Origin of the sequence: Micromonospora sp. II, from assembly GCF_001709195.1 — a bacterium.
GTDB lineage: Bacteria > Actinomycetota > Actinomycetes > Mycobacteriales > Micromonosporaceae > Micromonospora > Micromonospora chalcea.
Window position 1 is genome coordinate 508,830 of record NZ_LYXF01000024.1, and the last position, 22,889, is coordinate 531,718.

General features: G+C 74.0%; 19 protein-coding genes. 6 read left to right on the forward strand and 13 right to left on the reverse strand.

All coding sequences use genetic code 11. The annotated features are described in order from the left end of the window. Positions 1-9: 9 nt before the first annotated feature. From A8711_RS13990 to A8711_RS14005, 4 genes are read right to left on the reverse strand one after another with little or no spacing between them, the layout of a single operon-like run. The gene (locus A8711_RS13990; RefSeq protein WP_064445629.1) at positions 10-1,794 is read right to left on the reverse strand and encodes an IucA/IucC family siderophore biosynthesis protein; all 1,785 of its coding nucleotides are present in this window, start codon (positions 1,792-1,794) and stop codon (positions 10-12) included. Beyond that, positions 1,791-2,375 (reverse strand): GNAT family N-acetyltransferase, encoded by a 585-nt coding sequence (locus tag A8711_RS13995; protein WP_069088449.1) that lies wholly within the window; start codon positions 2,373-2,375, stop codon positions 1,791-1,793. Before A8711_RS13995 ends, A8711_RS13990 begins: the two co-directional genes overlap by 4 nt. Next, a complete protein-coding gene (locus A8711_RS14000) occupies positions 2,372-3,646 on the reverse strand; it encodes a lysine N(6)-hydroxylase/L-ornithine N(5)-oxygenase family protein (RefSeq protein ID WP_043323345.1) in 1,275 nt (424 codons plus the stop codon). Before A8711_RS14000 ends, A8711_RS13995 begins: the two co-directional genes overlap by 4 nt. A 26-nt stretch (positions 3,647-3,672) precedes the next feature. After that, positions 3,673-5,226, reverse strand: coding sequence for an aspartate aminotransferase family protein (locus A8711_RS14005; protein WP_069088450.1), 1,554 nt, complete (start codon positions 5,224-5,226; stop codon positions 3,673-3,675). Between the two features lie 228 nt (positions 5,227-5,454). Here A8711_RS14005 and A8711_RS14010 point away from each other — a divergent pair, with 228 nt between their 5' ends. Next, entirely contained in the window at positions 5,455-7,491 is a 2,037-nt protein-coding gene (locus tag A8711_RS14010; RefSeq protein WP_069088451.1) for a penicillin acylase family protein, read from the forward strand. After that, the gene (locus A8711_RS14015) at positions 7,488-8,045 is read left to right on the forward strand and encodes a GNAT family N-acetyltransferase (protein ID WP_069088452.1); all 558 of its coding nucleotides are present in this window, start codon (positions 7,488-7,490) and stop codon (positions 8,043-8,045) included. The genes A8711_RS14010 and A8711_RS14015 overlap by 4 nt, the downstream gene beginning before the upstream one ends. A gap of 13 nt (positions 8,046-8,058) precedes the next feature. Here A8711_RS14015 and A8711_RS14020 read toward each other — a convergent pair whose 3' ends face one another. Then, a complete protein-coding gene (locus A8711_RS14020; RefSeq protein ID WP_043323352.1) occupies positions 8,059-10,284 on the reverse strand; it encodes a hypothetical protein in 2,226 nt (741 codons plus the stop codon). Positions 10,285-10,458: 174 nt separating this feature from the next. Between A8711_RS14020 and A8711_RS14025 the strand changes: the two genes are divergently transcribed. Together A8711_RS14025 and A8711_RS14030 are read left to right on the forward strand one after the other, a co-directional pair. Further along, the gene (locus A8711_RS14025) at positions 10,459-10,743 is read left to right on the forward strand and encodes a hypothetical protein (RefSeq protein WP_069088453.1); all 285 of its coding nucleotides are present in this window, start codon (positions 10,459-10,461) and stop codon (positions 10,741-10,743) included. A gap of 22 nt (positions 10,744-10,765) precedes the next feature. Beyond that, positions 10,766-11,995, forward strand: coding sequence for an epoxide hydrolase family protein (locus tag A8711_RS14030; protein ID WP_051610913.1), 1,230 nt, complete (start codon positions 10,766-10,768; stop codon positions 11,993-11,995). A 53-nt stretch (positions 11,996-12,048) separates the two neighbouring features. Here the strand turns inward: A8711_RS14030 and A8711_RS14035 are convergent, their stop codons facing one another. After that, a complete protein-coding gene (locus A8711_RS14035; protein WP_030499177.1) occupies positions 12,049-13,014 on the reverse strand; it encodes an N-acetylmuramoyl-L-alanine amidase in 966 nt (321 codons plus the stop codon). Then, a complete protein-coding gene (locus A8711_RS32445; protein ID WP_176722812.1) occupies positions 13,014-13,166 on the reverse strand; it encodes a hypothetical protein in 153 nt (50 codons plus the stop codon). Before A8711_RS32445 ends, A8711_RS14035 begins: the two co-directional genes overlap by 1 nt. Positions 13,167-13,376: 210 nt before the next feature. On the opposite strand from A8711_RS32445, the gene A8711_RS14040 reads away from it, so the two are divergent. Further along, positions 13,377-14,606: a glycoside hydrolase domain-containing protein gene (locus A8711_RS14040; RefSeq protein ID WP_069088455.1), complete on the forward strand. Its 1,230-nt coding sequence runs from the start codon at positions 13,377-13,379 to the stop codon at positions 14,604-14,606. A gap of 55 nt (positions 14,607-14,661) precedes the next feature. On the opposite strand, the gene A8711_RS14045 is transcribed toward A8711_RS14040, so the two are convergent. Beyond that, positions 14,662-15,552 carry an SGNH/GDSL hydrolase family protein gene (locus A8711_RS14045; RefSeq protein WP_043323357.1) on the reverse strand — a complete coding sequence of 297 codons (891 nt, stop codon included), beginning with the start codon at positions 15,550-15,552 and terminating at the stop codon, positions 14,662-14,664. A 411-nt stretch (positions 15,553-15,963) separates the two neighbouring features. Here A8711_RS14045 and A8711_RS14050 point away from each other — a divergent pair, with 411 nt between their 5' ends. Beyond that, positions 15,964-17,037, forward strand: a complete 1,074-nt coding sequence (locus tag A8711_RS14050) for a hypothetical protein (protein WP_043323358.1) — start codon at positions 15,964-15,966, stop codon at positions 17,035-17,037. 63 nt (positions 17,038-17,100) lie between these two features. Here A8711_RS14050 and A8711_RS14055 read toward each other — a convergent pair whose 3' ends face one another. From A8711_RS14055 to A8711_RS14075, 5 genes are all read right to left on the reverse strand, one after another. Next, positions 17,101-18,954: an AfsR/SARP family transcriptional regulator gene (locus tag A8711_RS14055; RefSeq protein ID WP_069088456.1), complete on the reverse strand. Its 1,854-nt coding sequence runs from the start codon at positions 18,952-18,954 to the stop codon at positions 17,101-17,103. A 101-nt stretch (positions 18,955-19,055) separates the two neighbouring features. Further along, positions 19,056-20,012, reverse strand: coding sequence for a Gfo/Idh/MocA family protein (locus A8711_RS14060; protein WP_043323360.1), 957 nt, complete (start codon positions 20,010-20,012; stop codon positions 19,056-19,058). Further along, a complete protein-coding gene (locus A8711_RS14065; RefSeq protein ID WP_069088457.1) occupies positions 19,996-20,841 on the reverse strand; it encodes an inositol monophosphatase family protein in 846 nt (281 codons plus the stop codon). Before A8711_RS14065 ends, A8711_RS14060 begins: the two co-directional genes overlap by 17 nt. Then, positions 20,838-21,371 (reverse strand): flavin reductase family protein, encoded by a 534-nt coding sequence (locus tag A8711_RS14070; RefSeq protein ID WP_043323361.1) that lies wholly within the window; start codon positions 21,369-21,371, stop codon positions 20,838-20,840. The genes A8711_RS14065 and A8711_RS14070 overlap by 4 nt, the downstream gene beginning before the upstream one ends. Continuing rightward, positions 21,368-22,861 carry an amino acid adenylation domain-containing protein gene (locus A8711_RS14075; RefSeq protein WP_064445641.1) on the reverse strand — a complete coding sequence of 498 codons (1,494 nt, stop codon included), beginning with the start codon at positions 22,859-22,861 and terminating at the stop codon, positions 21,368-21,370. Before A8711_RS14075 ends, A8711_RS14070 begins: the two co-directional genes overlap by 4 nt. Between the last annotated feature and the right edge of the window lie 28 nt (positions 22,862-22,889).

A 22,889-nucleotide genomic window follows, 5' to 3' on the forward strand; every position in this document is an offset into this window, starting at 1 on the left:
CCCGCTTCGTCATCCGCGCGGCGCGTACGGGGCGAGCGGGTTGACCAGCGTGCCGGCGAACTGCAACGCGGCCGACGGGTCGGACAGGTCCACCATCTGCTGGTTGTTGCGCAGCTGGAGCCGGTTGAGGCAGGACAGCGTGAACTCCGGCGCGAACAGGTCGTGCCGGCGCATCCGGTCGGCCAGGTGCGGCACCGTGGCGGCGTAGTCGGCGGCGCACGCGGCGACGGTGCGCCAGAACTCGGCCTGGTCGAGCACGCCCCGGGTGTGCAGGGTGGCGCTGAGGTGCCGCAGGAAGCAGTCGAAGACGTCGGTGAAGATGGACAGGATCTTCTCGTCCTCGGGTACGGCGGCCCGGATCCGCCGGACCCGCTCCGGCAGGTCCGCGTCCGGGTCCATCACCACGATCTCCTCGGCGATGTCCTTGAACACGACCCGCTCGACGACGCCGTCGCGCAGCACCAGGATGACGTTCTCGCCGTGCGGCATGAACGCCAGGTCGTGGGCGTACAGGCTGTGCAGCAGCGGCACCAGGTAGGCGTCCAGGTAGCGGCGCAGCCAGTCGGCCGGGGCCAGCCCGGACTCGTCGATCAGCGCCGCGGCCAGCGACCGGCCGTCGCGGTCCAGGTGCAGCAGCGAGGCCATGGTGGCCAGCCGCCGCCCGGGTTCCAGCCCGGGCACCGGGCTCTCCCGCCACAGCGCCGCCAGCATCTTCCGGTACGGGGAGTAGCGATCGGTGGCCGCCTCGTACTGCCGGTGCCGGTAACCGATCGCGGCGCGCTCCCGGATGATCGACAGGCCGGTGCGCTTGAGCACCGGGTCGCCCTCGATCAGCCCGGCCAGCCAGTCGTTGATCGCCGGCGTCGCCTCCATGTACGCGGCGGACAGCCCGCGCATGAAGCCCATGTTCAGCACCGACAGCGCGGTCTTCACGTAGTGCTTCGCCGGGTCGCTGACGTTGAAGAAGGTGCGGATGGACTGCTGCGCCAGGTATTCGTCCGGCCCCTCGCCGAGGCAGACCAGCCGGCGCGCGGCCACCTCACCGGCGAACGTGACGGCGAGCTTGTTCCACCACTGCCACGGGTGCACGGGGACGAACAGGTAGTCTGCCGGGTCCAGGCCCAGCCCGGTGAGCGTGCCGGTGAACCCGGCCAGCGTCGCCTCGCCCAGCTCGGCCCGCATCAGCGTGTCGTAGTCCAGGTCGTCGGCGCAGGTGAACGTGGTGTGGTCGCGGTGCGCGGCGAGCCAGAGCAGCCGTACCGGCGCGGCGGCCTCCGGGGCGTACGCGCGGTACTCGTGCACGCCGAAGCCGAGGCGGCCGTTGTTGGCCACGAAGCAGGGGTGGCCCTCGGTCATGCCGGTCTCGATCGCCTGGAACCCGGCGGCGGCCAGCTCGGCGGCGCTCACCGCGGGCTTGGCCAGCTTGTACGCGGTCCCGGCCAGCGTGGAGGTGATCTCCTCCAGGTAGACCGGCAGGATCGCGTCGGTGAGGCCGAGCGCGCCGCGCAGCTCCACGCACAGATCCACGGCGTCCGGCGGCAGGTCCGCGCCGTCGCGGCGGCGCACGATGCTGTCCGCGTCGACCTCCCAGTGGTCCAGCGCCAGCCGCCGCGCGGCGAACCGGTACTCGACGGCGGCGTCGTCGCTGCGGACCAGCCACTGCCCGGGGCCGGTGGGCTCGGGGGTGATCAGGCGCTCGTGGGCGAACTCGGCGAGCGCCTTGCGCACCAGCAGCCGGTTGGCGGTCGCCCACGCCTCGGGGGTCAGGTGGTCCACTGCTGCGCTGGCGTTCACGCCGGTGCCCCTTCCTTGCCTGCGGGCGCGCCGGTGGCGGCCCGGAACTGGTCCCGGGTGCAGACGCTGAGCAGCGCCTCCTTCTCGGGCTTGCGGATCGGGCCGACGACGGTGAAGCCGACGGCCGCGTTGAGCGCGTGCACCGCCGTGTTGCGCACGTCGGGTTCCACCACCACGCGGCGGGTCGCCGGGTCGGCGAACAGCCAGGCCATCACCGTGGTGATGACGGCGCGGGTGAAGCCGTGCACCGGCGTGTCGGCGGGCGCGCAGAGGAAGTGCATGCCCACGTCGCCGGGCTCCGGGTCGTACAGGCCGACCAGCTCGACGTGCGCCGGGTCGTACCGTTCGGCCAGGAACGCCGGGGTGCCGCGCCACGACCCGAGGTACGCGTCGTGGTGCGGGTGGTCGGCGATGCGCCGGTACTCGGCGGCGACCGCGGCCAGGTCGGCGTCCTGCATCAGCCAGAACGCGGACTTGGGATGGGTGACCCAGCGGTGCAGCAGCGCGGCGTCGGCGTCCGGGTCCAGCGGGCGCAGCGTGAACTCGCCCAGCGCGTCGTCGACGCGGGTGAACGCGCTCACGCCGGCGCTCCGAACTCCTGGAAGGCGATGCTCTTCTCCACCGGGTAGTGCTCGCGGCCGGTCATCTCCCGGATCAGCCACGAGTTGCGGTACGGGCCCATGCCCAGGTCCGGCGAGGTGATGCTGTGCGTGTGCGTGCCCCCGTTCTGCAGGAACACCCGGCGGCCGGTGTGGTCGACGCTGTAGTTGCGGGCCACGTCGAAGCGGCCGTGCGCGTCGAAGCGCAGCCGGTCGCGTACCGGCGCGAGGAACTCCGGCACCCGGTAGTGGTAGCCGGTGGCCAGCACCAGTCCTGCGGTGTCCAGCGTGAACGCGCGGTCCTGCTCGGTGTGGCGCAGCCCGAGGCGGTAGCGGCCGTCGGCGTACGCCGCCTCGACCAGTTCGGTGTTCGTCAGCAGGCGGGTGGGCGCCGGTCCGTGCAGGCTCTTGGCGTACAGCAGGTCGTAGATGTCGTTGATCAGGTCGGCGTTGATGCCCTTGAACAGCGGCTTCTGCGCGGCCTCCAGCGCGTAGCGGGTCGGCTCGGGCAGCGCGTGGAAGTAGTCCACGTAGTCCGGCGAGGTCATCTCCAGCGTGAGCTTGGTGTACTCCAGCGGGAAGAACCGGGGCGAGCGGGTCACCCAGGTGAGCTGGTAGCCGTACGTGTCGATGTCGCCGAGCAGGTCGTGGAAGATCTCGGCGGCGCTCTGGCCGCTGCCGACGATCGTGATGCTGTCCTTGGCCCGCAGCGCCTCCCGGTGTTCCAGGTAGCGCGAGTTGTGGATCATGTCACCGCCCAGCCCGGCGCAGGCCGGCGGCAGGTACGGCGGGGTGCCGGTGCCGAGCACGAGGTGCCGGGCCCGGTGGGTGACCGGCCCGTCCGGCGTGTCGGCGCGCACCACGTACCGGTCGTCGGTCGCGTCGTACTCGACGGCGGTGACGGCGTGCCGGAAGCGCAGGTTCGGCAGCTTGGCGGCGGCCCAGCGGCAGTAGTCGTTGTACTCGGCGCGCAGCGGGAAGAAGCTCTCCCGGATGTAGAACGGGTAGAGCCGCCCGGTCTCCTTCAGGTAGCTCAGGAACGAGTACGGCGAGGTGGGGTCCGCGAGCGTGACCAGGTCGGCGATGAACGGCGTCTGGAGCCGGGTCGATTCGAGCAGCATGCCGGGATGCCAGTCGAAGCTGTCGCGGGCCTCCAGGAACAGCCCGTCGAGGTCGTCGATCGGTGCGGTGAGGCAGGCCAGGCCGAGGTTGTAGGGGCCCAGCCCGACGGCGATGAAGTCGTGGGTCGACATGGGGTTCTCGTTCTCCTCGACGGGGGTCAGCCGACCGGGCAGGACAGCTCGGCGGCAGCGGTCCGGGCGTACCAGGCGGCGTGGTCGGCGATGAGGTCCAGCACGTGGGCGATGTCGTCCACTGTGGTCTCGGGGTTGAGCAGCGTGAGCTTCAGGTGGTGCGCGCCGTCGACCTTCGTGCCGGCGACCAGGGCGGCGCCGGAGGCGGCCAGCGCGTCGCGGGCGTGCAGGTTGGCCTCGTCGGCCAGGTCGGGTGCGAGGCCGGACGGCCGGTAGCGGAAGACCACTGTGCTCAGCTGCGACGGTGCGGCCACCTCGAAGCGCGGGTCGGCGTCGAGCCGCTGCCACGCCTGCGCCGCGAGGTCGACGACCTGGTCGAACAGCTCGCCGACCGCGTCCGGCCCCATGATCCGCAGGGTCAGCCAGAGCTTGCAGGCGTCGAACCGCCGCGTCGTCTGGATGCTCTTGTCGACCTGGTTCGGGATGCCCTGCTCGACCGCGCGGGCCGGGTTGAGGTAGTCGGCGTGCCAGGTGGCGTGACGCAGCGCCCTTCCGTCGCGGACCAGCAGCGCGCTGGAGCTGACCGGCTGGAAGAACGACTTGTGGTAGTCGACTGTCACCGAGGTGGCCCGCTCGATGCCGTCGAGCAGGTGGCGGCGGGTGGGGGAGACGAGCAGCCCGCAGCCGTACGCGGCGTCGACGTGCATCCAGACGCCCGCGTCGGCGCAGATGTCGGCGATCTCGGGCAGCGGGTCGATGCTGCCGAAGTCGGTGGTGCCGGCGGTGGCGACCACTGCCATCACCACCTGACCGTCGCGGTGGCAGTTGTCGATAGTGCGGGCCAGCTCGTCGGCGCGCATCCGGCGGGCCGCGTCGGTGGGTACGGTGAGCACCGCGTCGGCGGCGAGGCCGAGCAGCTTGGCGGCCTTCTGCACGCTGAAGTGCCCGGCCGCGGAGGTGATGACGCGCAGCCGGGACAGCACCTGCGGCCGGTCCGGCCGGGTGGCCGCGCCACCCACCGCCCGGCGGTACGCCTCCTCCCGGGCCAGCAGCATGGCCTGGAGGTTCGACTGGGTGCCGCCGCTGGTGAACACCCCGTCGGCGGTCGGACCCAGCCCGATCCGCCCGGCCGTCCACTCGATCAGGCGCCGCTCCATCAGGGTGGCCCCGGTGCTCTGGTCCCAGGTGTCCAGTGAGGAGTTCACCGCGCTGAGCACCGCCTCGCCGAGCAGCGCCGGGATGACCACCGGGCAGTTGAGGTGGGCGAGGTAGCGCGGGTGGTGGAACCACACCGCGTCGCGTAGCCACACGTCGTGCAGCTCGTCCAGGGCGGCGTCGGTGTCGCCGAGCGGCCGGTCGAGGTCGATGCCGCCGATGAGCGGCGCCAGCTGGTCGGGCGTGACGCCGGTGAACGGCGTGTCCACCTCGCCGACCCGCCGGGCGACCCGGTCGACGCCGCGCGCCAGCACGTCCCGGTACCGCCCGAGCGAGCCGGCGTTGAACAGGTGGTCGCGGGCCGTGGCGGCGGCGCGGCCGGTGTCGGTGGGCGCGGCGCCGGTCGGGCTCCCGATCGAACTCATGCGACTTCCCAGCGGTCGTACGGACAGGACGTGCGGCCACAGCCGCGGCGATCAGGTTAGGTTAGGCTCGCCTAACTAGCAAGCGCGACTCGGTGCGCTTTGTCCTGGAACTACCGCCGGTTGGCGCCTGCCGCGTGTCGCGGTAAGGTCGCCCTCGGTTAGGGGAGGTTATCCTAAGTTGACTGTGGAACGGAACCGCCGCCCGGCGCGCCGAGGCGGGCCGAGACGGTGACGCGCGTCGATCGCGATCAGTGGGGCGTGCCGCAACTGTGGGCCGGTGACGCCGACGCGCTGGCCCGTCTGCAGGGGCGTGTCGCCGCGACCGACCGGGCGTGGCAGATCAGCGTCGAACGATGGCGTGCCGAGGGCCGCCTCGCCGCCCACGTCGGACCGTCCGAGCTGGCGTGGGACCGGTTCGCCCGCCGCGTACGGCTGGACGACACCGCCCGGCGCTGCTACGAACGGCTGGACCCGGACACCCGGCGGTGGGTCGAGGCGTACGTGGACGGGGTCAACGCCGGACTCGCCGAGGGCGCCGCCGCCGCACCCGAGTTCGCCGCCACCGGCGCCGCGCCCGAACCCTGGCGCCCCTGGTCGCCGCTCGGCGTGTTCCTCGTCCAGCACGTGCTGTTCTCCACCTTCCCGAACAAGCTCTGGCACGCGCACGTGGCCCGCACGCTCGGCCCCGATGCGGCCGGACTGTTCGCCGTGGAAGGACCGGCGTCGTCGGGCAGCAACGCCTGGGCGCTGCCCGCCGACCCGGCCACCGGGCGCGGCCCGCTGATCGCCGGCGACCCGCACCGGCTGCTCGAACTGCCCGGCGTCTACCAGCAGGTCCGGCTGGCCTGCCCGGAGTTCGACGTGGTCGGCCTCGCCTTCCCCGGCGTGCCGGGCCTGCCGCACTTCGGCCACACCGGGCACGTGGCCTGGGCCGTCACCAACGCGATGGCCGACTACCAGGACCTCTACCGCGAGCGGCTGCGCCGCGACGGCGACCGGGTGCTGGCGCGCGACGCCGACGGCTGGACCCCGGTCGCGCGTCACGTCGAGGAGATCGAGGTCCGCGGCGGCGACCCGGAGACGGTCGAGGTGATCGAGACGCCGCGCGGGCCGGTGATCGACCACGACCGGGTCACCGGCGAGGCCATCGCGCTGCGCGCCCCGAGCCGGGTGGAGGCCCGGCTCGGCTTCGAGGCGCTGCTGCCGCTGCTGCGCGCCCGGCGCGCCGCCGACGTCGCCGACGCGCTGCGCCACTGGGTCGAGCCGGTCAACAGCGTGCTCACCGCCGACACCGAGGGCGGCGTCCGCCGTCTGGTCGCCGGCCTGGTCCCGGTACGCGACGAACGGTGCCGCCGGGAGCCGGTGCCGGCCTGGGAGCCGGCCTACCGGTGGCGGGGCGACTACGTGCCGCCGGTGGACGAGCGGGTCGACGGCGTGGCGGTGTGCGCCAACGACCGCCGCGACGACGTCGCAGCGCACGGTGTCGACTTCGCCCCGCCGCACCGGGCGCGCCGGATCCGCGCGCTGCTCGCCGAGGGCGCCGAGGCGTCCACAGTGCACACCGACGACCGGCTCCCGGCCGGCCCGCTGTACCGGCTGCTCGACCGGCTCGACCCGGGCCGGCTCGACGAACCCGCCCGCGCGCTGCTGCGGCGGCTGCGCCGATGGGACCGGGCGATGGCGGGCGGGTCGGCCGAGGCGGGCGCGTACGCGGCCTGGCGGGCGGCGCTGGCCCGGCGGCTGCGCGTACACCCGGGGTTGCGTGCGCTCGACGAGCCGTGCGGGTTCGACGAGTTGTTCGCCCCCTGGACCGACCCGGCGGCGCGGATCGGCCTGGCGCTGGATCACCTCGCGGCCGGGTTCGACCTCGCGGAACCGGCGGCCGAGGCGTTGGCCGAGGTGGCCGCCGGCCCGCCGCCCGGTGAGTGGGGCAGCCGGCACCTGCTGCACCCGGTGCACCTGGGCGTCGCCCCGGCGGTCACCGACGCGGTGACCGCGATGCGGGAGCGGGTGGCGCTGGCCGGTGACACCGACTGCGTGCTGGCCACCTCCAGCGTGCCGGGCGTCTCCGACGCCTGCTGGCGCGGCCCGGTGGCCCGCTACGTGTGGGACCTGACCGACCGGGCGGCCAGCCGCTGGATCGTCCCGTTCGGCGTGTCCGGGCGCCCCGGCGATCCGCACTTCGCCGACCAGCTGACCCACTGGGCCGCCGGGACGCTGATCCCGGTGCCCGCCGGCCCACTGACGGGAGACGAGACGACGTGATCCACCTGGAGTCGATTTCCGGCCTCGGCGCGCTGGCGCTGGAGCCGCTCCGCCCCGAGCGGGACGCCGGCCTGCTGCACGGCTGGGTGATCCGGCCCCGCAACCGGTTCTGGGGCATGGGCTCGCACACCGTCGACCAGGTACGCGACATCTACGCGTTCGTCGACGGGCTGGAGACCCACCACGCGTACCTGATCCGGCTCGACGGCGAGCCGATCGGGCTGTTCCAGACGTACCAGCCGGAGGCGGACCCGGTCGGCGAGCGTTACCCGGTGCAGCCCGGCGACGTGGGGATGCACCTGCTGCTCGACCCGCCCCGGCGGTACCCGCGCGGCGTGACCGGCGCGGTCTTCCCGGCCCTGATGCGGTTCCTGCTGCGTGACCCGGCCGCGCGTCGCGTGGTGGCCGAGCCGGACGTGCGCAACGACGCCATGCTGCGCCGCCTGCGCATCGAGGGCTTCACGCTCGGTGAGGAGATCGACATGCCGGACAAGCGGGCGAGGCTGGCGTTCCTCACCCGGGAGCGGTTCGAGGCGGAGCACCCGCCCGCGTGAAGCCATGCCCGCGTCACGGCTCGGCGGCGCGCAGCCGCCCGGCCAGGTCCCGCACCGTCTCGGCGTACGCCGGGTCGTCCTCCGACGGGAGGTGACCCTTGATCGGCGGGGGGACGCTGTCCCAGGGCGGGGCGACCAGGCTCTCCGGATCCCGGAGGCGACGGTCCACAGTTGCCTCCGGGCCGGTGACGCGGGCCGGCTCGTCCGGGCGGTGCGGGGAGAAGATCCATCCGCCCAGCGCGTCGGTGTCCCGCCACAGGTTGCGCCAGCGCCAGCCGATCCGGCCGCCGATCCCGCGCAGCATCTCGCCGCCGACGTAGGCGGGGAACAGGCGGGCGTAGAGCCGGCGCAGCGGCGAGCTGTAGGTGAGCAGGGCGACCCGCGCGCTGACCTCCGCCGGTAGCTGCAGGACGGTCGCGGCGACGAGCACCGAGCCGTGGCTGTAGCCGGACAGCAGCACCCCGTTGCCGCTGTGCACCAGGTACGTGATGCGCCGGGCCAGCTCCGGCACGGCCCGCTCGGCGTAGCAGGGCGGTGCGAACGGGTGTGCCGCCCGGGGCCAGAACGTGGCCAGGTCGAAGAGCACGCCGACGTGGTGCCGGAACCCGGGACTGCGGTAGGCGAAGATCCCGGCGAGGATGAGGGCCAGCACCGCCGCCGAGATCGCCACCCCGCCCACCTCGATGCCGAACATGACCAGCTCCGCCGGGACGTGCGTGCGGTGCTCCAGCGTCTCGCCCGGATCGGGACGGACCAGCGCCATCGCGGTGGTCGCCGCGCCCAGTCCGGCCATGACGGCGAACAGCACCGCCAGCGGCACCAGCAGGTCGGTGAACCGGGCCCGCACGATCATCGTCCGGACCTGCCGCAGCCGGGGCGCCGCCTCGGCCGGCGGCGACGGGAAGTCCCGCTCGACGATCGCCCCGGCGGCCCGCATCCGGCCGCGCCGGGACACCAGCGCCACCACTGCCGCGACCACCAGGGTGACCAGCAGCGCGCGGAAGAAGCCGTAGATCGCCCAGGTGTACGCGTGCGCCGGGCCCGGTATGTCGTCCGCCGGGGACACGCCCCGGTCCAGCAGGTCGGCGGTGCGCTGGACCAGCTCGGCGGAGTACGCCACCGCGAGCCCGCCCGCCGCCGCGGCTACCACGAGCGCCCCGAGCCCGTTCGGCGGCTGGTGGCCGCGGACTCGTAGGCGGTGCCAGATCAGCACCGCGGCCAGGCCGCCGAGCAGTACCGCGTGCGTGACCAGCAGCCAGGTCAGGATCGAGCCGTAGCCGGGCAGCCCGCCGCCGGCACGCCAGCGGGCCGGGGCGAACAGCAGATACCCGGCCACCACGACGGTGAGCCCGATCGCGGTGCCGCGCAGCACCCGGGCGACCCGGTCACGTCGCGGGTCGGTGGGCGCCCGGTCGACGAGCGGCGGCACGCAGACCAGGACCAGGCAGGCGAGCAGCACCGCGCCGGTGACCGCCAGCAGCACCGCCACCGTCGGCGGGACGCCCTGCGCGGCCCGGGCGGCGAGGAGACAGCCATCGAGGGTGGCGAAGGCCGCCGCGATGTGGATCGAACGCAGCCGGCCCATCAGCGGCTCGGTGTCCCACTGGCCGATCGTGCTCAGCGGAGGCCCGGCCGTCGCCCGCTCCGGCGCCCGGAACGCGGTGAACGAGCGTCCCGGCCGCCGGGAGCCCCACCAGACCAGGCTCACCGCGGCCGCCGGGACCAGCGCCAGCACCACCAGCCGCAGCCCGACCGGCCGCCCGCCCATCCAGGACAGCCACTCCCGGTCGGCGACGCACGCCGGGACGGACAGGCACTGCCAGGCCACCAGGTCCAGCGCGACCCCGGCCCCGGCGAGCACGTACAACGCGGTCAGGCTCAACCCCAGCACCCGGCACAGCGCCCGCACCACCGCGCCGCCGACGGCGTCCCCCGGCCGCATCCACACGGCCACGTTGAGCAGCATGAAGGGCATCAGGAACAGCAGCGAGAGGGTACGCAGCGCGGTGCCGGACGGCAGGTCGTTCCACTGGTACGCCTCCAGCGTCACTCCGCTCGCGCCGCGCCCGTCGGCCAGGTCCGGACGGGGACGGTAAAAGCCGGCGCTGCGGTCGCCCGCGACCTGCCGGACCAGCGGCCGGCCCAGCACCTCGGCGGCCCCGCCCGCGGAGACCCCGTGCACCCGCAGCTCCACCACCTCGCCCGGCGGGGCCTGCGCCCGCCCTGGTCCAGCCGTCATCGACCCTCCGCGACGTCCCGGCCGCCCACGCCGCCTGGCACGGCCCGCCCTCGGGTGGCGCAGCGTCCTACCCCGCCGGGCGGCGGGCAAACGCCCGCGCACCTGCCTCGGGCGGCCGTTCGAAGCCGTACCGTCCGGGTAACCGCCGACGGTCCGCCGAGGAAGGGGTCCCGCATGACCGGCGCTTCGCGTGACGACCTTGCCGTGGCGACCCGGCTGCCGCCGATCGACGTCCGCCGGTGGGTGAACTCCGCGCCGCTGACGCCGGAGGAGCTGCGCGGGCGCGTGGTTCTGGTCGACGTCTGGGAGTACACCTGCGTGAACTGGATCCGCACCGCCCCGTACGTGCGGGCGTGGCACCGCGACTACCGGGATCTGGGGCTCACGGTGATCGGCGCGCACGCTGGCCGACCGCTGGGTCGGCGTCTCCGCGCGTACGTCTTCACGTTCGGTCCCTGACCCGACCCGAGGAGGACAACCCGTGGCCGTCAAGACCCTGACGCCGACGCGTACCGGCGCCGACATCCGCGAGTTCCGCGTCGACGTGCCGGAGGCGGACCTGCAGGACCTGCGGACCCGGCTCGCGGCCACCCGGTGGCCAGAGCGCCAGACGGTGGACGACCAGTCCCAGGGTGTGCCGCTGGAGACCAGCCAGGCGCTGGCCCGGTACTGGGCGACCGAGTACGACTGGCGCAAGGTCGAGGCGCGGCTCAACGACCTGCCGAACTTCGTCACCGAGATCGACGGCCTGGACATCCACTTCATCCACGTCCGGTCCCGGCACGACGACGCGCTGCCGCTGATCGTCACTCACGGGTGGCCGGGATCGGTGATCGAGCAGCTGAAGATCATCGGCCCGCTCACCGACCCGACCGCGCACGGCGGCCGCGCCTCGGACGCGTTCCACCTGGTGATCCCGTCGATGCCCGGCTACGGCTTCTCCGGCAAGCCGGACGGGCCCGGCTGGGACCCGCAGCACATCGCCCGCGCCTGGACCGAGCTGATGCGGCGGCTGGGTTACACCCGGTTCGTGGCCCAGGGCGGCGACTGGGGCGCGCTGATCACCGACATGCTCGGCGTGCAGGCGCCGCCGGAACTCGCCGGCATCCATACGAACATGCCGTGCGTGGTGCCGCCGGACATCGACGCGCTGCTGCAACGCGGCATCACCGGCGTGAACAACCCCCTCGCGGAGCTGCCGGCCGGGCTCTCGGACGAGGAGCGGGCCGCCTGCGAGCGGATCGACTTCTTCTGGAAGCACTCCGCGTACGCGCTGATCATGACGACCCGCCCGGAGACGCTGACGGCGCTCGCCGACTCGCCGGCCGGGCTGGCGACGTTCATGCTCGACCACGACGCAGCCAGCCTGGATCTGATCTGCGCCGCCTTCGCCGGCCGGCCCGGCGGCCTGAGCCGCGACGACATCCTGGACAACGTCACGCTCTACTGGCTGACCAACACCGGCGTGTCCTCGGCCCGGCTGTACGCGCAGAACGCGCTGTCGTTCTTCGCCGCGAAGGGCGTCCGGGTGCCGGCCGCGGTGAGCCAGTTCCCGGACGAGATCCTGCTCGCGCCGCGCAGCTGGGCGGAGCGGGCGTACCCGAACCTGATCCACTACAACCAGCTGGACCGGGGTGGGCACTTCGCCGCCTGGGAGCAGCCGGAGTTGTTCGCGCAGGAGATGCGGGCGGCCTTCCGCTCGCTGCGCTGACTGCCGGGACGGATGCGGCCGGGTGGGATGTCCACCCGGCCGCGTCCGCGGATTCAGACCTCGGTCAGCCGGACCGCGTCGGCGATGACCAGGCCGGCGGCGGAGCTCCACCGGCTGACCGCCACCCGGTTGGCGTCCCCGGCCGGCAGCGTGAACGTGCCGAGTGAGCGCCACTGCCCGCCGGTCGCCCGCTGGTCGACGGTGACCGTCCGGTTGCCGGTGGTGGTGGCGACGATGTACGGCGTGGCCGCGTTGTAGCCCGCGTTCGCCGGCCACCACGCGTCGACCCGGTAGTTGCCGGTACGGGGGACGTTGAACTTGTACCAGGCGGCGTCGCTCGCGGCGACCGGGTCCGCGTACCGGTAGTCGGCGCCGTAGCGCTGCCCGGAGTAGGTCGAGGTGCCCCAGTTGGCGCTGGCGGTGAACCGGCCCGCGGTGGCGTTGTCCACCGTCGACGTCCAGCCGGTGCCGCCGCCGGCCATCTTGGCGGCCACGTCGGCGCGCATCGTGTTCAGGTCGATGAAGGACGGGTCGATCTTGCCGGTGGTGCTGGTCTCCCGGTGCCCCCGGGCGTAGCTGGAGTCCCGGCCGAGCCGCTTGAGCACGGCGGCGGTGGCCGCGATGCTCGCGTTGTACTGGGCGGTGGTCATCCGCTGGTCGACGCCGTTGTAGTCGATCTCCCAGCCGATCATCAGGGTGTTGCCGTCGCCGGCCGGGATCGGGCCGCTGCCGCCGCTGGTGCCGGCGTGGTTGCACCGGCCGGCCGAGATCACGTGGAACACGCCGTGGTAGTCCACGAGCGCCTGGCAGAGCGGGCCGGGCAGGTCGGAGCGGCCGTTGATGCAGATGTTCAGCGCCGGGTGCGGGTTGGTGGCGCTGGACGTGGCGGCGGTGTGGTGCCAGAGCACGCCGATCGGGTCGAACGAGCCGGAGCGCATCCGGTTGAGCCAGTCGCCCTCGACCACCACCTGCACGCCGGCGGCCCGCAGCACGTCAACGAGCCAGGGAATGGTGGCCATCACTGCTCCCGGAGCAGGTCGGCGAGGCACTCAACCTTCGGCGCGGCGTGCGCCGTACCGGGACGGACGGCCACCACGAGGGCGGCGGCCGCCAGGGCGGGTACGCCGAGCAGACCTCGGCGTCGCAGACGGGGGGATCGTGACGTGGGCATGGCGCTCCTCGGGTGACGGCGCAGTATCGATCGACGCTCGTGAGTGTGGGAACGCTATCCCGGCGTCGGGCGCTCTGTCGATACCCTTCAATGATCGTTTCCATTGTGAAAACTTTCGCCACCGCCATCTGTCGTCGTTCGTCGATGCGTGGTAGAAATCCTGCCCAAGTCTCGCCGTCGAGCGAGGAATCCTTCACAGGAGGGGCGCCGATGAGAGCGTTCGTCACGGCCCTGACACTTCTCGTTGTGGCCGCGGCCCCGGCCACCGCGGCCGCCCCGGCCGAGGCCGCCGCCGCTGTCGCCGCGGTCGGACCGCAGCCCGGCACCTTCACCGGCAAGGGCTTCGACACGTGCACCGCGCCGTCGCAGGCCGCGATGGACGCCTGGCTGACCGCCTCGCCGTACCGCGCGGTCGGCGTCTACATCAGCGGCGCCAGCCGCACGTGCGCCCAGCCCAACCTGACCGCGACCTGGGTCGCCGACCAGACCCGCAAGGGCTGGCGGCTGATCCCGATCGAGCTGGGCTACCAGGCGCCGTGCGGCACCCGTACGCCGAAGATGTCCGCCGACCCGGCCACCGCCCGCGGGCAGGGCCGGACCGCGGCGGACAGCGCGGCCGCCGCCGCGACGGCGCTCGGCATCGGCGCGGGCAGCACGCTCTACAACGACATCGAGCAGTACCCGTCGAACGCGAGCTGCCGTGCCGCCGTGCTCTCCTTCCTCTCCGGCTGGGTCGAGCGGCTGCACACGCGCGGCTACCTCGCCGGCATGTACTCCAGCGGCTCGTCCGGCATCACCGATGTCTGCGCCGCCTACGACGACACCCGGTACCTGCGCCTGGACCAGATCTGGATCGCCTGGTGGAACGGCGTCGCGGACACCGACGGGGGCACGTACTGCGCCGACGACCGCTACGCCGACCAGCAGCGCCTGCACCAGTACGCCGGGGACGTCACCGAGACGTGGGGCGGCGTGACCATGAAGATCGACCGCAACTACCTGGACGTACGGGCCGGCACCCCGCCCGCGACGTGGAGCGTCACGGTCGACAACGCCACGTCGGGCGGGTTCAGCGCGGGCGCGGCCTGGGGCGCCTCCGCGTACTCCGGGCAGCGCTACGGCGCCGACTACCGCTTCGCCACGCCGGTGGCGGCCAGCGACGTGGCCTGGTTCCGGGCGAGCCTGCCCGCGACCGGCGCCTACGAGGTGTCGGTGTGGTACCCGGCCGACCCCGGCTACAACGACCGCACCCCGTACCTGGTCGCCACCACGACCGGCAACCGGTCGGTGGCGGTCGACCAGCGCACCGGCGGCGGACGCTGGGTCTCGCTCGGCGTGTTCACGCTCGCCGCCGGCGCCGGGGACAAGGTCGGGGTGAGCCGCTGGAGCGCCGGGACCGGGTACGTGGTCGCCGACGCGGTCCGTATCACCCGGGTGTGAGCCCGCGGGCCGTGAGCCGGTTCCGCCTCGGCGGGGCCGGCTCACGGCGTCCGGGTCAGCTCAGGTGCGCCAGCAGGGCGGTGGCCATGCCCTGCTCACCGCGGGCGTTCGGGTGGAACGGCGCGGCCGAGTTCTGCGGCACCAGCCCCTCCACCCAGCGGGTGCCGCTGCTCTTGCACGCGTCCCGGCCGATCGACGGGGTGTAGACGTCGGCGTAGCTGGCCCCGCCCGCCGCCGCGGTGTCGGCGAGCATCGTGTTGAGCGCCTTCTGGACGCCGCGCAGGTACGGCACGTCCTGGTAGGCGATCGGCACCACCGGCCAGCAGCCGTACCCGCTGTCGGGCAGGATCGCCGGATAGCCGAGCACCACCACGCGCGCGTTCGGCGCGGCCTGGCGGACCGCCCGCAGCACGGCCGTCACCTTCGGCGCGGCGGCGGCGATCCGGGCCCGCAACTGGTCGGTGCCGCCCGCGGTGAACCGGTCCTTGCAGGGCGACCCGAGCGGGCTGCTCACGCTCGCCTCGGCGCAGTCGCCGATGATGCCGGAGAAGCCGATGTCGTTGCCGCCGATCTGGACCGTGACCAGCGCCGTGCTGGCGGTGACCGCGTTGACCTGCGGTGGCAGCGCGATGCCCAGCGCGCCGTCGCCGCCGTACAGGATGTCCTCGGTGGTGGCCCCGGAGCAGCTCACGTCGGTGAACGACGACGAACCGGCGGACGCCGCGACCAGGGACGGGTAGTTGCGGTTGGAGCGCAGGCAGTTCAGGTCGACCTGGGTGGGCACGAGCGGGGCGGAGGTGTAGGAGTCGCCGAGCGCCACGTACCGCCCGGTGGGCGCGGCGGCGACGGCGGGCGCGGTGGCCGCGAGCAGCACGCCGGCGGTGGCGGCGGCGACCGCGGCGAGTCTGGTGGCGGTCCGCATCAGCGGCAGGCGGGGACGGTTCATGGGGCCCTCCCGGAGGGGTCCTGGTGGTGGTGCTGGGATTCTGTCCACGCCTGTGGCGCACGTCAATATAGACAGGGCTCACTAAAGCGTGTCCCGGGATGTGGTCCGGCACTGCCTGGTGGAGGGTTGCCGACGCGGCCTCAGGTGTTGTGTGCGTCACACTTTTCGGCGTCCCCGGAGTCGGGTGCCGGGAGCCCGTAGACGGGTCGATTCGTTGCGGCGCAACGCTCCCCGGCACTGTCACTCCTGGTGGGTGGACCGGGGCCGGATTCGCGGAGGCACGCACCGGAGCCACCCCGGCACGGCTGGTGAGCGACCGATCGAACGTCGGCGATCCCGGATTTGCGGCCGTCATTACGCTGCGAAGTGGTTGATCGCCGGAACCACGGACGACAGGTGGAAGAACCTCAGATGAGTGACAATCACCCTCCCTACGGAGGCTATCCGGACCCGAACGCCGGAGCGTGGGGCAACCAGCCCGACCCGAACGCCCCGTACGGCGCGCAGCCGGCCTCCGGCGCGCCCTACGGCTCGCCGCCGGCGTCAGGTGCCCCCTACGGTTCGCAGCCGGCGTCGGGCGCGCCCTACGGCGCCCAGCCGGCCTCCGGCGCACCGTACGGCGCCCAGCCCGCTTCCGGCGCGCCCTACGGATCGCAGCCGGCCTCCGGCGCGCCGTACGGGGCGCCGCAGCCCGCGGTGTCGTACCCGGGGCAGGCCGGCTTCCCGCCGCCGGCCGCGCCCTACGCGCCCGGCACGCCCCAGGGCGGCGGCGGCAAGAGCAAGGGGCTGATCGTCGGCCTCGCCGCCGGTGCGGTGACGCTGACGCTGCTCTGCTGCGGCGGCGGGCTCGCCTACGTCGCCTTCAACGGCGACGAGGAGGACCCGAAGCCGGTCGCCTCCGGCAGCGCCACCCCCGGGCCGGACGGCAGTCCGTCCGCGACCCCCAGCGCGGACGGGCCGGAGTCGCCCGGGCCGGACGGTCCCACCAACAACGACGCGATCACCGCGCGGTACGCCAGCGAGATGTCGGCGGTCTGCGACGGGGGGCCGATCCTCAACGCCGCCCCGTACACCGCCCCGGCGGGCTCGAAGGCGTACGTCTTCTCCAACTCCCCGGACCGGCCGACGTTCTGGTCGCAGAAGACGATCAGCTCGGCCAAGCCGTACTACGCCAAGTCGGCGGACTTCGCCACCGTGTCCGTCATCGGCTGCCTCAAGATGGTCGAGGGCAGCGAGGGCACGCCGAAGAAGTGCCAGTACAAGAACAGCGAGGACAAGGTCGTCACCGTCGACTACATCTCCTCGCGGTACACGCTGACGTTCCACGCCGCCAAGACCGCCGAGAAGGTCGGTGACGGCGGCACGGTGAACGCTCCGGCCGCCCGCTGCCCGAGCTTCATCTCCTACAACAAGGTGACGATGAAGTCGTACGCGACGCCGGACAGCGGCACCATCGAGGCCGCGCTGGACCGCTTCCTCAAGTGAGGAGACCCGGATCGGGGTGTGCGCGTCGGCTGACCCGCACACCCCGATCCGGCTGCCGGCGGGTCAGGTGGCCGGCAACGGGCGGCCGTGCGCGTCCACACACTCGCGGGCGAAGAGCCGCAGCAGCTCCGGCAGGTGGAAGTGCTGGCCCGGATCGTCCGAGTCGACGGGCAGCAGCAGATTGTGCTGGACCAGGTGCTCCACCATCCGGTTGGCCTGCTGCCGGGGCAGGCGCAGGATCTCCACCGCGCTGGCCGGGGTGATGAACGAGCCGGCGCGGGCCAGCGCGCGCAGCGCCCGGCGGGCGTCGACGTCCAGCGCCTGGTAGCTGACCGAGAGGCTGTCGCGCACCGAGATGTCCCCGACGGCCAGCTCGGACAGCCGGTTCTCCTCGTCCTCCAGGTGCGCGGCGAAGCCGGGCAGGGCGACGTCGGGCTGGGTGACGAGCCGGCTGCCGACGATCCGCAGCGCCAGTGGCAACAGGTCGCAGGCCGCGGCGATCCGGCCGAACACCTCCGGTTGCTCACGTACCCGGCGCTCACCGGCGATCGTGGCCAGCAGTTCCACCGCGTCGGCGCGGTCGAGCGCGCCGAGCGTCAACCGCCAGCCGACGTCCAGGTCCAGCAGGCGCTGCCGGCTGTTGATCAGCACCAGGCTGCGGCCCGCGCCGGGCAGCAGCGGGCGCACCTGCTGCGCGCAGTGGACGTCGTCGATGATGAGCAGCAGCCGTCGGCCGGCGAGCGCGCACCGCAGCGCGGCGGAACGCTCCCGGATGTCCTCGGACACGTCGGCCAGCGGTACACCCAGCTCGACGAGCAGCTCCCTGATCAGTTCGCCGCTGCCGCGGGGTGTCTCGTCGCTGCTGTCGAAGCTGACGAAGAGCTGACCGTCGGGAAAGAGGTCGGCCAGGTCGTACCCGCTGGACACCGAGAACGACGACTTGCCGACGCCCGGCGCGCCGGACACGAGCACGACCCCGGCGTGCTCGTCGGCGCCGGCCGGGTCGGCGATCCCCTCGGCGATGGTGCGGAGCTGGCTGGCCGTGGTGTCCCGGCCGACCAGGGACGGCGGCTTCATCGGCAGGGCCTGCGGGCTCGGCGGCGGGCCGGGCGGCGCCGCGGGCCCGGCGCCGAGGGCCGCCGGCCAGCCGGACGGTGGTCGGACCTCGGCGGAGTCCCCGTCCAGCGCGGCCTGGAGGGCGCCCTGGAGGGTGGGACCGGGGTCGACGCCGAGCTCGTCGACGATGCCGCGCCGGGCCTGCTGGTACACGGCCAGCGCCTCGGCCACACGCCCCTCCAGCGTCAGCGCGGTCACCAGCTGCGCCTGCCGGCGTTCGTCGAGCGGCTCCTCGGCCACCATCCGGCGCAGCGACGGGATGACCCGGGCCGGTTGCCGCAGTCGCAGGCGCAGGTCGAACAGCTCGGTCGTGATCTCCCGGTGCTGCTCCCGCAGCGCCGTGACGGTCGCGCCCAGGTCGGTGCCCGGATCCGCCAGGTCCTCCAGCGGGGGCCCGCCCCACAGCTCGACCGCCTGGTCGAACAGCTCGGCGGCGACCTCCGGCCGGTCCCCCCGCGCGGCCCGGCGGGCGTCGTCGGTGAGACGCCGGAACCGCAGCAGGTCCAGCTCGTCCTCGTCGACCCGCAGGTGGTAGCCGGCGCCGTCGTGGACCAGCCGGTCGGCCGAGTCGCCGCCGCGGTCCAGCGCCTGCCGCAGCCGGTGTACGTACGTCCGCAGGTTGCGTACCGCCGACGCGGGCGGCGCGTCCGGCCACAGGCCGTCGACCAGCCGGGAGGTGGCGACCGTGCGCCCCGGGCTCAGCAGCAGCACGGCGAGCAGAAGGCGGGGCTTGGTGCCGGTGAGCGTGATCGGGTGATCGTCCACGTGAAGGGCCAGCGGGCCGAGGACACTGAACCGCATCGATGAATTCCCCCGCTCCGCAGGACCGTCCACAGTGTGGTGCACGGCTGGAATTCCCACCTTCGGCTGGGGAATACCTCGATCCCAGATGGTGCAAGTTGTCACCGATCGGTGTGTATCTCGTGACCCCGGGTGAGTTGCGCCGTCGCCCGGTGCGCCGCGTCGAGCACCGCCACCGCGTCCGCCACCCCGGCGCCCGCCGACCGGCCCGCGCGGACCAGCTCGGCGAAGTCCTCCGCCTGGCAGGCCAGGGCCGCGTACATGGTGGCGTCCCCGTCGGCCGGGTCGAGGAAGGTCAGCCGCTCGTGGTCCCGGGTGCCGAACACCTCCACCGTCGCCATGTCGCCGCCCCGGTGGTGCCGGCCGAGCGAGACCAGCGCGGTACCGCCGCCGGACAGGCCGAGCAACGCCTGCGCGCTGTCCACGTCCCGGCCGCGTACCGCCGGGTCGGTGACCGGACCGGCGGGCTGCGCGGCGACCCGGTCGATCTCCTGCCCGGTCAGCCACCGGATCTGGTCGAACTCGTGCACGCCCATGTCCACGAAGATCCCGCCGCTGCCGGTGCGGAACGCCGCCGCCGGCGGCTCGCCGTCCCACTGCGACGCGGCCACGAACAGGACCTCGCCGAGCGCGCCGCCGGCGATCCGCTCGCGCAGCCGGCGCAGCTGCGGGACGAACCGCCGCCAGTAGGCGACCTGGAACGGGATCCCGGCGGCGGCGGCCACCCGCCCCGCCTGCGCCGCCCCGGCCGGGTCGAGCCCGGCCGGCTTCTCGCACAGCACCGGCAGCCCGGCCTCGGCGGCGGCCGCGACCAGCTCGCCGTGCCGGCCGGTGGGCGCGGTCACCAGGAGACCGTCCGGCGTGGCGTCCGCGAGCAGGTCCGCCACGCTCGGGTACGCGGGCAGCCCGGCCGCGGCGACCTCCGCCCGTGCCGCCGGAACCGGGTCGACCACGTGCCGGATCCGGACCGTCCGGTGGTCGGCCAGGGCCCGCAGGTGGTGGCGGCCCATCCGGCCCGCCCCCACAAGTGCCAGCCGGAACTCATCGCTGCCGGTCATCGTCGGTTCCCTTCTTCTCGTCGGCGTCGTCCGTACGGTCGGGGCTCAGCCAGCCGGCCAGCGCGGCCACGACGGCCGGCGCGCCGGTGGCCAGGACCGCCATCCCGTCGTGGCGCCACCGCCGGGTCACCCCACCGGCGGCCTCGACCAGCGCGGTGCCGGCCGCGACGTCCCACGGCGCGGGGTCGAAGCTGACGAACGCGTCCAGTTCCCCCCGGGCCACCGCCGCCAGGTCGCAGACCGTGGAGCCGGAGTTGCGCAGGTCCGCGACCAGGGGCGCGACGCCGACGAGCGACTGGTACGCCCGCCGCCGCGGGCCGGGCGCGTTCGGCACCGCGAACGCCACCAGGGCGTGCCCCGGCGCGGCCTCCCGGTCGACGGTGACCGGGACGTCGCCGTCGAGCGCGCCGTCGCCGTCGAGCACCAGGCAGGCGCCGGTTGCCGGTTGCAGGATGGTGGCGGCGACCACCTGGCCGTCGCCGTCGTCGCAGCCGATCGCCACCGCGATGCTCACCGCGTAGCGGCTCGCCCCGTGGCTGAAGTTCAGCGTGCCGTCGAGCGGGTCGACTATCCAGCGCAGGCCGGAGCAGCCGGCGCTGAGCCCGGACTCCTCGGCCAGGACGGCGTCCTGCGGCCGGTCGCGGGCGAGCAGGTCGAGGATGGCCCGTTCGCTGGCGTGGTCGGCGGTGGTCACCGGGTCCTGTGCCGCCCCGCCCTTGTGCATGGTCCGGAAACCCTGGCTCCGTGCCTCGCGGATCGCGTCCGCCCCGGCCCGCGCGGCGCGCAGGCTCAGGTGGCGCAGGTCGCCGGGAGCGGCGCCGATGCTCATCGCGCCACCTGCGCTTCCGCCGGTGCGGCGACCCGCGCGTAGTGGCCGTCCACGAACAGCAGCGGTGGGGTCGGCCGGAGCAGGCCGGCGGAGCGGACCGCGCCGATCAGCACGGCGTGGTCACCGGCCGGGTCGGCGGAGACGGCCTCGCAGCCGAAGTACGCCACCCCGTCGGTCAGGCGTGGGCAGCCGGTCGCCCGCTCCGCGTCGTAGGTGACGCCGGTGAAGCCGTCGGCGCCGCTGGGCCGTCCCCGGCTGGCGAACCAGGCCGCCTCCGCGCGCTGGTCGTCGGCGAGCACTGTCACCGCGAAGCGCCCGGTACGCCGGACCGCGCCGAGCAGCCGGCAGTCCCGCCGCAGGCAGACCAGCAGCATCCGGGGCGACAGCGACACGGTGGTGAAGGAGTTGACCGTCATGCCCACCGGGCCGTCGGGTCCGACGGCCGTCGCCACCGCCACTCCGGTGGCGAACCGCCCGGCCACCGAACGGAACGCCCCTTCCTGCTCGTGTCCGTCTCCTGTCCCGGTCATCGTCGTTCTCCTCTCGTCGCGCTGCCGACCAGGTCGGCGGTCCGGCGTCGGTCGGTCTTGCCGTTGGCGTTCGTGGGAAGCGCGGCCACGTGGTGGATCCGGGCCGGCACCATGTAGCCGGGCAGCCGGTCCGCGCACCGGCGGGTCAACTCGGCGGTGATCCCGGCGGCGCCGGTGTAGACGGCGCGCAGGGCGACGTCGGCGCCCGCGCCGAACGCCAGCACCACCGCGTCCTGCACCCCCGGGTGGCCGCGCAGAACCATTTCGATCTCGCCGAGTTCGATCCGGTAGCCGCGCAGCTTCACCTGGTCGTCCAGGCGGCCGTGGTGCACGAGCGTGCCGTGCTCGCGGCGGACCCGGTCCCCGGTGCGGTAGTACCGGCGACCGGCGTACGTGACGAACCGGTCCTCGTCGTCGGCCGGGTCGAGGTAGCCGTCGAACCGCTGCGGCCCGTGCACGCACAGCTCGCCGTCGTCACCGCCGACGGTGCCGTCCTCGCCGCGCAGGATCGCGTCGAGCCCGGGGTGCGCGTCACCGATCGGCACGGTGCCGTTCGAGGTGGCCGGCCAGTCCGCCGGATCCGCCGGCAGCCGGTGACCGGTGCAGGTCACGGTCAGCTCGGTGGGACCGTAGAGGTTCTCCACCACGCTGCCCGGCGCCGCCGCCGCCCACGCCCGCGCCTGCTCCAGCGTCAGCGCCTCGCCGGCGAAGAGGCTGTGCCGCAGACCCGGCATGGCGCCGGGGGAGAGCATCCGCATCCGGCGGGCCAGCGAGACCACCGAGGGCACCGAGAACCAGTGCGTGATCCGTCGTTCGTTGACGAACCGCACCGGCGTCAGCACCTCGTCGGGCTGCGGCACCACGAGCGTGGCGCCGCCGCCCCAGGCGACGAACATGTCGAAGACGGACGGGTCGAAGGTCAGGTCGAAGGTCTGCGACAGCCGGTCGCCCGGGCCGACCGGGTAACGGTCCCGGCAGCACGTGAGGAACGCGTCGACGTTGCGGTGCCGGATCGGCACGCCCTTGGGCCGCCCGGTCGAGCCGGAGGTGAACAGCAGGTACGCCACGTCGTCCGGCGCCACCGGGGCGGCCGGCGGCGGGACGCCCGGCGCGCCGTCGAGGCGTACGGTCACGGCGTCGCCCGCGACCTGCGCCGCCGTCGCGGCGCCGGCGTCGTCGACCACCAGCGCGTCCACCCCCGCGTCCCGGCACAGCCGGGCGGTGCGGGCCGGTGGGAAGGCCGGGTTGAGCGGCACCACCACCGCTCCGGCGCGCAGCGCGGCCAGATAACCGGCGTACGCGGGCAGGCTGCGGGCGGCCAGCAGGCCGACCGCGCGCGGGCGTCGGCCCACCTCGGTGTGGATCCGGCCGGCGAGGCCGTCGGCGAGGTCGCGCAGCCGGCGGTAGGTCACCGGCTCCCCGCCGACCTCCAGCGCGACCGCCTCCGGCACCCGTGCCGCGGTTCGCTCGAACCACTGGTAGAGACTCACGGCGTTGCTCCCTTCGCTGTGCTGTCGT

Excerpts from the sequence above, each read along its gene's own strand:
- A8711_RS14060 (WP_043323360.1), bottom strand. The coding sequence starts at position 20,012 with ATGACCGGCAGCGATGAGTTCCGGCTGGCACTTGTGGGGGCGGGCCGG.
- A8711_RS14050 (WP_043323358.1), top strand. The coding sequence starts at position 15,964 with ATGAGTGACAATCACCCTCCCTACGGAGGCTATCCGGACCCGAACGCC.
- A8711_RS14035 (WP_030499177.1), bottom strand. The coding sequence starts at position 13,014 with ATGGCCACCATTCCCTGGCTCGTTGACGTGCTGCGGGCCGCCGGCGTG.
- A8711_RS14065 (WP_069088457.1), bottom strand. The coding sequence starts at position 20,841 with ATGAGCATCGGCGCCGCTCCCGGCGACCTGCGCCACCTGAGCCTGCGC.
- A8711_RS32445 (WP_176722812.1), bottom strand. The coding sequence starts at position 13,166 with ATGCCCACGTCACGATCCCCCCGTCTGCGACGCCGAGGTCTGCTCGGC.
- A8711_RS14040 (WP_069088455.1), top strand. The coding sequence starts at position 13,377 with ATGAGAGCGTTCGTCACGGCCCTGACACTTCTCGTTGTGGCCGCGGCC.
- A8711_RS14070 (WP_043323361.1), bottom strand. The coding sequence starts at position 21,371 with ATGACCGGGACAGGAGACGGACACGAGCAGGAAGGGGCGTTCCGTTCG.
- A8711_RS14005 (WP_069088450.1), bottom strand. The coding sequence starts at position 5,226 with ATGAGTTCGATCGGGAGCCCGACCGGCGCCGCGCCCACCGACACCGGC.
- A8711_RS14025 (WP_069088453.1), top strand. The coding sequence starts at position 10,459 with ATGACCGGCGCTTCGCGTGACGACCTTGCCGTGGCGACCCGGCTGCCG.
- A8711_RS14020 (WP_043323352.1), bottom strand. The coding sequence starts at position 10,284 with ATGACGGCTGGACCAGGGCGGGCGCAGGCCCCGCCGGGCGAGGTGGTG.
- A8711_RS14045 (WP_043323357.1), bottom strand. The coding sequence starts at position 15,552 with ATGAACCGTCCCCGCCTGCCGCTGATGCGGACCGCCACCAGACTCGCC.
- A8711_RS14000 (WP_043323345.1), bottom strand. The coding sequence starts at position 3,646 with ATGTCGACCCACGACTTCATCGCCGTCGGGCTGGGCCCCTACAACCTC.
- A8711_RS14055 (WP_069088456.1), bottom strand. The coding sequence starts at position 18,954 with ATGCGGTTCAGTGTCCTCGGCCCGCTGGCCCTTCACGTGGACGATCAC.